A 7,116-nucleotide genomic window follows, 5' to 3' on the forward strand; every position below is an offset into this window, starting at 1 on the left:
AATCCACCCCGACGGGCAGGTTTTCCCACACCGCCTCGTTGGCCAGCCGCTCGACCCGCCCGAGGTCGTCCGCCGTCAGCTCGCCGTTCAAATCGATCGTCACCGCGTCGTGTCCCATGTGGAAGCCGACGTTGTCCAATCCGAAGAGCCGGTGGATGATGCCCGAGACGATGTGCTCGCCGGTATGCTGCTGCATCCGCGAAAAGCGCGCCTCCCAGTCGACGGCGCCCCGCGCCCGCCCGCCCGCGGGTAGCGGCGCGTCGGTCGTGTGGACGACCTCGCCCTCCTTTTCATGCACGTCGAGCACCCGCGCGCCGCCGAGGGTTCCCGTGTCGGCCGGCTGGCCGCCCCCCTCGGGGTAGAAGGCCGTCCGGTCGAGGGTCACGAGCCAGCCGCCCTTCCCCTGCGTGCAGCCGGTCACCTCCGCCTCGAATTCGCGCAGGTAGGCGTCTTCCTCATAGAGCTTGTCCGTCATTTTAACAGCCTCTCCCATTCCGCCGGGCGAAAGCCCGCCAGCAGAAAATCCTTTCCAACGACGAGAGGGCGCTTGACGAGCATCCCGTCGGTTCCGAGCAGGGCAAGCTGCGCCGCCTCGTCCAGTTCCGGCAGGCGGTCCCGCAGCCCCAGCTCCCGGTATTTCATCCCGCTCGTGTTAAAGAGCTTTTTGACCGGCACGCCCGCGCGCGCCGACCACTCCCGCAGCTCCTCCGCCGTGGGGTTTTCCTCGACGATGTGGCGGTCGGCGTAGTCCACGCCGTTTTCGTCGAGCCACCGCTTCGCCTTCTGGCAGGTGCTGCATTTGGGATATTCCAAAAAAAGAACGCTCATTTGCTCTCCTCCTCGATGATCTCCTGCACCCGGCCCACCTGGCCGTCCTCCAGCATCACCTTGATGCCGTGGGGATGGGTGCCGCTTTTGGTGAGCAGCCGCCCGACCCGTCCGCGCGTGCGCCTGCCGGTCGGCTGGTCCTTTTTGAGCACGATATCCACCAGCATGCCCGGCCGGATATCCGCGCGCCTGTGTCCGTCCATCTTTCCACCCCGTTTCACTGCTACCCAGTTTACCACGGAAACGCCCCGCGCACAATGATTCCGCGCAAAAAGCGCCCCCTTTTGAAAGGGGACGCTTTTTTCAGATCTCTCCGCGGACCGCCCGGTGGCAGGCCACCCGGCATCCGGGCGCCACCTCGGTGAGCGCCGGCTCAGAGGCGCGGCATTCGTCGGCGGCGAAGGGGCAGCGGGTGTGGAACCGGCAGCCCGCCGGGGGATTCTTGGGGTTGGGCAGGTCGCCCTGCAGCAGAATCCGTTCCCGGCTGACGGTCGGGTCGGGGATGGGGATGGCGGAGAGCAGCGCCCTCGTATAGGGGTGGCGGGGGGTGGAATACAGCTCCTTCACCGGCGCCAGCTCCACCAGCTTGCCCAGGTACATCACGCCCACCCGGTCGGAGACGTAGCGGACGACGTTGAGGGCGTGAGAGATGAAGATATAGGTCAGTCCGAATTCCGACTGGAGGCTGCGCAGCAGGTTGAGGATCTGCGACTGGATGGAGACGTCGAGCGCGGACACCGGCTCGTCGCAGAGGATGAGCTTGGGCCGCAGCGCCAGCGCCCGGGCGATGCTCACCCGCTGGCGCTGCCCGCCGGAAAATTCGTGGGGATAGCGGTGGTAGTACCCGCGCTCAAGCCCCACCATTTCGAGCAGGTCCCGGACCTGCGCCTCCCGCTGGGAGGCGTCGGCCTCCCCGTGCACCCGCAGCGGCTCGCCGATGATCTGTCCGATCGTCATGCGCGGGTCGAGCGCGGCGTAGGGGTCCTGGAAGACGATCTGCAAATTGCGGCGCAGGTGCCGCAGCTGCGCGGCCTTCATGGCCTGCATATCCTGTCCCTCAAAGAGGATTTGGCCCTTGGTGGGCTTTTCCAGCAGCAGGATGCTGCGGATGAGGGTGCTTTTGCCGCAGCCCGATTCCCCCACCAGCCCGAGCGTCTCGTGCTGGTTCACCGTGAAGGAGATGCCGTCCACCGCGTGGACGTAGCCCTTGACGGTGGAAAGCGCGCCGCCGTAGACCGGAAAATACGTGCTGAGGTCCCGGACCTCCAGCAGGGGCGCCTGCGCCCCCTGGCCGGAGGCGGAATTCTGCGCCGTCATAATACCGCCTCCTCTCTCCTGACGCGTTCCCCGGGGAGGAAGTGGCAGGCCACCAGCCGTCCGTCCACCTCCCGGAGCTCGGGGGAAGTTTCCTTACAGATTTCCCGGCAGTAGGGGCAGCGGGGATGGAACCGGCAGCCCTTGGGGAAGTTCGCCGGATTGGACACCTGCCCCGGGATCGTATAGAGCTCCTCCTCGTCCTGGTCCACGCGGGGCAGGCAGGCGAGCAGGCCCTCGGTGTAGGGGTGCAGCGGGGCGCGGAAGAGGGCTCCAACCTCCCCCTGCTCCACCACCTTGCCGGAGTACATCACCAGCACCCGCTGTGCCATCTCCGCCACCACCCCCAGGTCGTGGGTGATGAGCAGCACCGTCATGCCGGTCTTCTCCTTGAGCTGGCGGATGAGGTCGAGGATCTGCGCCTGGATGGTCACGTCGAGCGCGGTGGTGGGCTCGTCGGCAATGAGGATTTTGGGCTCGCAGGCCAGCGCCATGGCGATCATGGCGCGCTGGCGCATGCCGCCCGAGAGCTGGTGCGGATAGGACGCGGCGCACCGGGCGGGGTCGGGAATCCCCACCAGCGAGAGCTTCTCCTCCACCTGCGCCCGGATTTCCCGGGGGGAGAGGTCCTTCCGGTGGATCTCCAGCACCTCCCCCACCTGGCTGCCGATCGTTTTCACCGGGTTTAAGGAGGTCATCGGCTCCTGAAAGATCATCGACATCTCATGCCCGCGGATCGGGATCATTTCCTTTGTGGAGAGGGGGAGCAGGTCCCGGCCCTCCAGCAGGATTTTCCCGCCCGCGTACTCCCCCGGAGGGGTGGGCACAAGCTTCATGACGGCCTGGACCGTGGCGCTCTTGCCGCAGCCAGACTCCCCCACGATGCAGAGGGTCTCCCCCTCTTCCACCTGAAAGCTCACGTCGTCCACCGCGGGCACGTCCCCCTGCTGGGTGTGGAACAGCACCTTCAAATGCGAGACTTCCAACAGGCTGCTCATGGTATGGACCTCCTACCTCTTGTGCCGGACGCGCCCGTCCCGCGGGGGACGCGCCGTCCGGTATATATGCACGCCGAAAGCGTACAATTATGCATTTTATATTGTCCATCATTATAGCAAGGCGGATGGATTTCGTCAACTAAAGCCCTAAAACTTTTGCAAAGCATTTTGTGGGTTTCCTTCAATTACAAAGCAGAGAATACTGCTTATTGGTACATTTTCCATTTTTTTCTACATCGTGTTTTCCCAAATGCAGGAACCATATTTTTCACATGCGTTGTGAAAATCCCATAACGGCATCCGAAACACCCGCCCACCCCGCGCGTCATTTGCAGAAATCCCGTATATTTATTGACAGTTTTCCGGTGGAAGGGTATAATCACATCAAAGTGGAAAAGTGTAAGGACCCGGCCAACGCGCCTTCGTTTTTCAACTCAAAACAAAAATGTGGAGGAGAGAAAGCCCTATGAAGAGACTTCTCAGTTTAGCTCTGGTCGTCATGCTCGTTCTTTCCCTGTTCACCGCCTGCGGCGGGAACAACGCCGGTACCACCCCCGGCGGGGACGCCGCCCCCGCGGCGCCCAGCGGCGAAAAGGATTCGGTCATCGTGGCCATGAACGCCGACCCCACCGGGTTTGACCCCCAGGTCACCCTGGACGCCACCGCCATGATGGTCATGTACAACATCTATGACACCCTCGTCGAAAGCGACGGCGCCTGCTCCAGCGACATCCGGCCCGGCCTGGCCGAAAGCTGGGACATCAGCGACGACAGCATGGTCTATACCTTCCATCTGAAGAGCGGCGTCAAGTTCCACAACGGCGAGCCCTTCACCGCCGCCGACGCCAAGTACACCATTGAGCGCGCCATGGTGGAGCCCGCCACCGCCTCCTACTGCACGTCCATCGACAAGGTGGAAGCGCCCGACGACTCGACGCTGGTGGTCACCCTCAAGGTCCCCTTCGCCAATTTCCTCATGAACCTCGGCGGCAGCTTCTTCGGCGTCGTCAATGAGAAGGCCGTCACCGAGGCGGGCGAAGACTACGGCCGCAACCCCGTGGGCACCGGCCCCTACAAGTTCGTCAGCTGGTCCTCCGGCGACAACGTGGCGCTCGCCTACAACGAGGACTACCACGGCGAGGCCCCTGCGATCAAGAACGTCACCTACCGGGTGCTCCCCGACACCAGCACCGCGCTGGTCGCGCTGCAGAACGGCGAGATCGACGCGCTGCCCAACAGCGCCCCCATCGACGCCCCGACCATCGAGGAGGACCCCAACCTGAACCTCTATTCGGCTCCCGGCGCCACCATCGCCTACATCGGCTTCAACACCCAGACGGCCCCCTTTGACAACGAGAAGGTCCGCCAGGCGATCAAATACGCGATCAACAAGGAGGAGGTCTTCATGGGCGCGCAGGACGGCGACGGCGTCCTCGCGAACAGCCCCCTCAACGAGGTCATGGACGGCTATAACCCCGACGACCCCGTGATGAATCCCTACGATCTCGAGAAGGCGAAGGCCCTGATGGCCGAGGCGGGCCACGCCGACGGCTTCTCCTGCTCCATCAAGCTGGCCGCCGGCCAGAACCGCGAGAAGGTCGCGCAGGTGGTCCAGGCCCAGCTCAAGGAGATCGGCATCACCGCCAGCATCGAGACGCTCGAGAAGGGCACCTACTTCGAGCAGATGGCGGTGGGCAACTATGAAGTCTACGTGGGCGGCCTCAACTGGCCGGACGCGGACGACATGCTCACCTACCTCTTCGCCTCCGACGGCCCCTTCAACTGGGGAAGCGTCTATTCCAACCCCACCATCGACGAGCTGCTCGTCCAGGCCCGCCAGGAGAACGACGCGGCCAAGCGTTCCGAGATGTACCAGCAGATCGTGAAGATCACCGACGAGGACGCCAACAAGATCCCGCTCTATTTCCCCAACCAGTACTTCGCGGCCAAGAACAGCCTCAAGGGCGTCCGGGTCATCGACAACTGCTACTATCCCGTTGCCAGCTGGAACTGGGAATAATCCCCCGGCCCGCCTGGCGCTTCCCTGAAAGGAACCCATGATTATCGGGGATGCCGGCCGGGGCCCTGCTGCAAAGCGGGCCTCCGGACGGCGTCCCCCCGTTGTATAGGTGTGATGACATGCTGAAATTTGTCCTGAAACGGATACTGATGCTGATCCCCGTCATTTTGGGGATCGTCCTCATTGTCTTTACCATCATGTATCTGACCCCCGGGGACCCCGCCCGCCTCATTCTGGGCGAAAAGGCCCCCCAGGAGCAGGTGGACGTCCTGCGGGACCAGATGGGCCTCAACGATCCCTTTGTGGTGCAGTTCGCGCGGTACGTGGGGAACATGCTCCGCGGGGACATGGGGCGGAGCTACGCCACCAATATCCCGGTCGCGGAGACCATCGCCGAGCGGTTCCCCAAGACGGCGGAGCTGGCTCTGGCGGGAATGTTCCTGTCGGTGCTCATCGGCATGCCCATCGGCATCCTGTCGGCGGTGAAGCGGTATTCCGTCCTCGACAACATCAGCATGATCTTCGCCATGCTGGCCACCGCCATCCCCGCCTTCTGGCTGGGCATGATGCTGATCATCGCGTTTTCCCTCAACCTCAAATGGTTTCCCTCCAGCGGCTTTGACACCTTCCGGCAGATGGTGCTCCCCACCGTCACGCTGGCGGCGGTCAACGCCGCGGTCATCATCCGCATGACCCGGTCCTCCATGCTCGAGGTGATCCGCCAGGACTACATCCGCACCGCATGGGCCAAGGGCGCGGACCAGAAGCGGGTGGTGCTCGGCCACGCGCTGAAAAACTCGATCATCCCGGTCATCACCGTCATCGGCATCAACTTCGGCTCCCTGCTGGGAGGCGCGGTGGTCACCGAAACGGTGTTCGGCATCCCCGGGCTGGGGACCGCCATGGTCAACGCCATCCGGATGAAGGACAACCCCCTGGTGCTGGGCAGCGTGGTGTACATCGCGATCGTGTTCAGCCTGGTGAATCTTGCCGTGGATATCATCTATGCCCTGATCGATCCGCGGCTGAGGGAGTGAGGTGTATGACCGTGAAAACAGAGAAACCGCTTTCCTCCCGTCCCGGGGGGGAGAAGAAGGAAAACCCGTTTAAAGAGTTCTGCCGCCGCTTTTTCCGTAACAAGCAGGCGGTGATCGGGCTTGTGATCTTCGTGCTGCTCGTGTTCATCGCCGTCTTCGCGGACGTGCTGGTGGACTACGACAACCAGGTCATCAAGCAGGATATCGTCAACAAGCGCCAGCCCCCCAGCTCGGAGCACCTGATGGGCACCGACGACTACGGGCGGGACATTCTGGCGCGGGTGATCTACGGCACCCGCATCTCGCTCACCATCGGGCTGACGACGGTGGCCTGCGCCATGGCGGCCGGCATCGTGATCGGCGCCGTGTCCGGCTATTTCGGCGGAAGGCTGGACAACGTCATCATGCGGGTGATGGACGTCTTTATGAGCATCCCCTCGATGCTGCTGGCGATCGCCGTGGTCGCCAGCCTCGGACCGGGCATCGTCAACATCATGATCGCGGTGGGGCTCGCGCTTGTACCCGGCTATTCCCGCGTGGTGCGTTCGGCGGTGCTGTCGGTGCGCAACAAGGAGTTCGTGCAGGCGGCCAAGGCGGTGGGTGACAGCCATTTCAGCATCATCCTCCACCACATCATCCCCAACGCACTCGCGCCCGTCATCGTGCAGGCGACGCTGGGCGTGGGCGAGGTCATCATCACCGCCGCGGGGCTGAGCTTTCTGGGGCTGGGCATCGCCCCGCCCATGCCCGAGTGGGGGGCCATGCTTTCGGAGGGCCGGGAATTCATCCGTTACATGCCCCATCTCGTCCTTTTCCCGGGGCTGAGCATCATGATCACCGTGCTCGCCCTGAACCTGCTCGGGGACGGCCTGCGCGACGCGCTCGACCCCCAGATGAAATAACGATCGCCGACCTTCCG

At 63.5% G+C, this 7,116-nt stretch carries 8 protein-coding genes; 3 read left to right on the forward strand and 5 right to left on the reverse strand.

All coding sequences use genetic code 11. The features are described from left to right. From RDM88_RS10710 to RDM88_RS10730, 5 genes are all read right to left on the reverse strand, one after another. A partial coding sequence (locus RDM88_RS10710) for an alanyl-tRNA editing protein (protein ID WP_308754832.1) occupies positions 1-475 on the reverse strand: 475 nt, incomplete at its 3' end. Beyond that, complete coding sequence (locus tag RDM88_RS10715; RefSeq protein WP_308754833.1) at positions 472-828, reverse strand: arsenate reductase family protein; 357 nt, start codon at positions 826-828, stop codon at positions 472-474. The genes RDM88_RS10710 and RDM88_RS10715, both read right to left, overlap by 4 nt. Beyond that, positions 825-1,031, reverse strand: coding sequence for a YwbE family protein (locus tag RDM88_RS10720; RefSeq protein WP_308754834.1), 207 nt, complete (start codon positions 1,029-1,031; stop codon positions 825-827). The genes RDM88_RS10715 and RDM88_RS10720 overlap by 4 nt, the downstream gene beginning before the upstream one ends. A 100-nt stretch (positions 1,032-1,131) precedes the next feature. After that, the gene (locus RDM88_RS10725) at positions 1,132-2,145 is read right to left on the reverse strand and encodes a dipeptide ABC transporter ATP-binding protein (protein ID WP_308754835.1); all 1,014 of its coding nucleotides are present in this window, start codon (positions 2,143-2,145) and stop codon (positions 1,132-1,134) included. After that, complete coding sequence (locus RDM88_RS10730; RefSeq protein ID WP_308754836.1) at positions 2,142-3,140, reverse strand: ABC transporter ATP-binding protein; 999 nt, start codon at positions 3,138-3,140, stop codon at positions 2,142-2,144. Before RDM88_RS10730 ends, RDM88_RS10725 begins: the two co-directional genes overlap by 4 nt. A 466-nt stretch (positions 3,141-3,606) precedes the next feature. Between RDM88_RS10730 and RDM88_RS10735 the strand changes: the two genes are divergently transcribed. The 3 genes from RDM88_RS10735 (at position 3,607) to RDM88_RS10745 (ending at position 7,099) form a co-directional block, all read left to right on the forward strand. Then, a complete protein-coding gene (locus tag RDM88_RS10735; RefSeq protein WP_308754837.1) occupies positions 3,607-5,160 on the forward strand; it encodes an ABC transporter substrate-binding protein in 1,554 nt (517 codons plus the stop codon). Between the two features lie 119 nt (positions 5,161-5,279). Then, positions 5,280-6,197, forward strand: coding sequence for an ABC transporter permease (locus tag RDM88_RS10740; RefSeq protein ID WP_308754838.1), 918 nt, complete (start codon positions 5,280-5,282; stop codon positions 6,195-6,197). Positions 6,198-6,202: 5 nt separating this feature from the next. Then, positions 6,203-7,099 carry an ABC transporter permease gene (locus RDM88_RS10745; RefSeq protein ID WP_308754839.1) on the forward strand — a complete coding sequence of 299 codons (897 nt, stop codon included), beginning with the start codon at positions 6,203-6,205 and terminating at the stop codon, positions 7,097-7,099. The last annotated feature ends 17 nt before the right edge of the window (positions 7,100-7,116 follow it).

It is taken from the genome of uncultured Anaerotruncus sp., assembly GCF_902490045.1.
GTDB lineage: Bacteria > Bacillota > Clostridia > Oscillospirales > Ruminococcaceae > Anaerotruncus.